This is a genomic window from Paracoccus isoporae, from assembly GCF_900101865.1.
GTDB lineage: Bacteria > Pseudomonadota > Alphaproteobacteria > Rhodobacterales > Rhodobacteraceae > Paracoccus > Paracoccus isoporae.
On record NZ_FNAH01000027.1, the window covers coordinates 1 to 2,527 of the forward strand.

Genomic DNA, 2,527 nt, shown 5'->3' on the forward strand with positions numbered 1-2,527 from the left:
GTAAGCGCTACGCCGACCACCTCCTGCCATTTCTGATTTGATCTGGGCATTCTGCACGCACACGTGCGGCGGAGGTGTTGGATTTTGGAAAGAGACGGCAAAATGGGCGTCCATTTGGACGGCTTAAGGGGTGTTGGGGTCTCCCGGCTCGAGGTGATCGAGGGACCCAGCGGGCGACGACTGCGGACGAAGGCTGAGCGGGCGCGGATCGCGGCGGAGAGCATGATGCCGGGTGTGAAGGTGGCCGATATCGCGCGCAAGCACGGCACCACCCGCTGGCAAATCTACGACTGGCGCAAGCAGATACGCACAGGCAACCTTGTGCTGCCCGAGAGCGTCGCGGCGCTTCCGATGTTCGCGGAACTGGTTGTCGACGACAGCGCGGTGGATGCAGCGAAGGCGCGTCCCGGATCCGATCTGGAGATTGTCGTGGGTGATATCGTGATCCGGGCGGGGGCCGATACCGACGAAAGGCAACTGACGCGGGCGATCCGCGCGGCGCGGGCCGCGGCATCATGATGTTCGGCCAGGGCGGGTCGGCGAAGGTCTTCGTGGCGACACGGCCGGTGGACTTCCGCAAGGGTATTGATGGCCTGGCGCTGGCGGTGCAGGAGATGTTCGGGCTCGATCCGTTCTGCGGCGCCGTCTTCGTGTTCCGGTCGAAACGCGCGGACCGGATCAAGCTTCTGGTTTGGGACCAGTCCGGCATGGTGCTTGTCCACAAGCGGCTGGAAGGCGGCAAGTTCGTCTGGCCACAGGTGCAGGACGGGGTGATGCGGATATCCTCCGCCCAGATGGCGGCCTTGTTCGAAGGACTGGACTGGCGGCTGGTCCGGCCGGAGCGCGCGCGGCGCCCGCTGGTGGCGGGATGATTGCCTGGGGGCTCTGGAAACTCCTGTTTTTGCTGGCCAGAACGGGTGTCTCATGATTCACTTCGGACCATGGATGCCGCCGTTCTCGCCCGAGAAAACGCCCTTCTGAAAGCCCGCCTGACTGAGGTGGAGGCGGCGCTTGCGGAGTCGCAGGAGGCGAACCGTAGGCTGGAGGACATCCTGCGCACGTCGCAGCGCGAGAAGTTCGGCAAGCGCTCCGAGAAGCTGTCGCCCGACCAGTTCAACCTGCCTCTGGAAGATGCCGAACTGGCCCAGGGAGTGCTCGAGGCCGCACAGGAGAAGGCTGAAGCTGCGATGCAAAGGGCGCGCGGGGAAACGCCCCGCAAGCCGAAACGAAACCGTGGGCATCTGCCGGCGCATCTGCCTCGGGTCGAGCGGATAGTCGAACCTGCCAGCACGCTCTGCCCCTGCGGCTGCGGCGAGATGGCGAAGATCGGCGAGGATATGTCCGAACGGCTCGACGTGATCCCTGCGCAGTTCCGGGTGCTGGTCACGCGGCGGCCCAAATATGCCTGCCGCCGCTGCTCGCAGGCCGTGGCACAGGCGCACGCACCCGAGCATGTCGTGCCCGGCGGGCTGCCCACGGAACTGTTCATCGCCTCGATCATCGTGTCCAAGTTCGGTGACCACCTGCCATTTTACCGCCAGGCGGAGATCTTCAAACGGCAGGGGATAGATCTGGACCGCGGCACGCTCGGCAACTGGGTCGGGCGCGCCTGTTTCCACCTGATGCCGATTATCAATCACATGAAGGCTCATCTGCGCGGCGCGGACCGTATTTTTGTCGACGAGACCCGCGCGCCGGTGCTGGATCCGGGCCGCAAGGCAACCAAGAGCGGCTTCTTCTGGGCCTTCGTGTCCGATGATCGCGGCCATGGCGGTGCCGATCCGCCCATCGTGCTCTTCCATTACGCCCCCGGGAGGGGGAAGGAGCATCCGCTGAAGTTCCTTGCCGGATACCGCGGCCGGTTCCTGCAATGCGACGCCTATCAGTCCTACAACGCGCTGACGGAGATCGCGCGCGACACCGGCCCGTGGCAGCTGGTCTATTGCTGGACCCATGTCCGTCGCCGCTTCGTGAAACGCTTCGAGAGCGACCGCTCCCCCATCGCAGAGGAGATGCTGCACCAGATCGCGCTGCTGTATCAGATCGAGAAGACCGTGCGGGGCAAGGATGCGGAAGTGCGGCTGCTCACCCGACGCGAACATGCACGCCCGATCATCACAGCACTCAAGCCCTGGCTGGAAGCCCAGCTCTCGCGCATCCCGCAGAAGTCCCAGCTGGCCGAAGACATCCGCTACACCCTCGCGCACTGGACTGGCCTGATCCGCTTCCTCGAAGACGGCAGCCTCGAGTTGGACACCAACCCCGTCGAAAATCAAATCAGACCGATCGCCCTGACGCGGAAAAACGCGCTCTTCGCAGGCAACGAGGTCGGCGCCGAGAACTGGGCCATGCTCGCCTCGTTGATCGCCACCTGCAAGATGTCCGGCGTGAACCCTGTCGACTACCTCGACGCCACACTCCAAGCCATCCTCGACTGCCATCCACAAAATGGCATCGAAGACCTGATGCCATGGCGCTTCAGGCTGCCGTCAAGCCTCGCCGCGTAGGGCCCCGGCGTCGCGCTTAC

3 protein-coding genes are annotated in these 2,527 nt (G+C 64.5%); all 3 read left to right on the top strand.

Annotated elements, in window-relative coordinates; genetic code table 11:
• The first annotated feature begins 102 nt into the window (after positions 1 to 102).
• Complete coding sequence (locus BLT73_RS16890) at positions 103 to 519, top strand: transposase (RefSeq protein ID WP_245727396.1); 417 nt, start codon at positions 103 to 105, stop codon at positions 517 to 519.
• Positions 516 to 872 (top strand): IS66 family insertion sequence element accessory protein TnpB, encoded by a 357-nt coding sequence (tnpB, locus tag BLT73_RS16895; RefSeq protein ID WP_218132573.1) that lies wholly within the window; start codon positions 516 to 518, stop codon positions 870 to 872. The genes BLT73_RS16890 and tnpB overlap by 4 nt, the downstream gene beginning before the upstream one ends.
• Positions 873 to 941: 69 nt before the next feature.
• A complete protein-coding gene (gene tnpC / locus BLT73_RS16900) occupies positions 942 to 2,507 on the top strand; it encodes an IS66 family transposase (RefSeq protein WP_090525758.1) in 1,566 nt (521 codons plus the stop codon).
• Positions 2,508 to 2,527 lie beyond the last annotated feature (20 nt).

Excerpts from the sequence above, each read along its gene's own strand:
- tnpB (WP_218132573.1), top strand. The coding sequence starts at position 516 with ATGATGTTCGGCCAGGGCGGGTCGGCGAAGGTCTTCGTGGCGACACGG.
- tnpC (WP_090525758.1), top strand. The coding sequence starts at position 942 with ATGGATGCCGCCGTTCTCGCCCGAGAAAACGCCCTTCTGAAAGCCCGC.
- BLT73_RS16890 (WP_245727396.1), top strand. The coding sequence starts at position 103 with ATGGGCGTCCATTTGGACGGCTTAAGGGGTGTTGGGGTCTCCCGGCTC.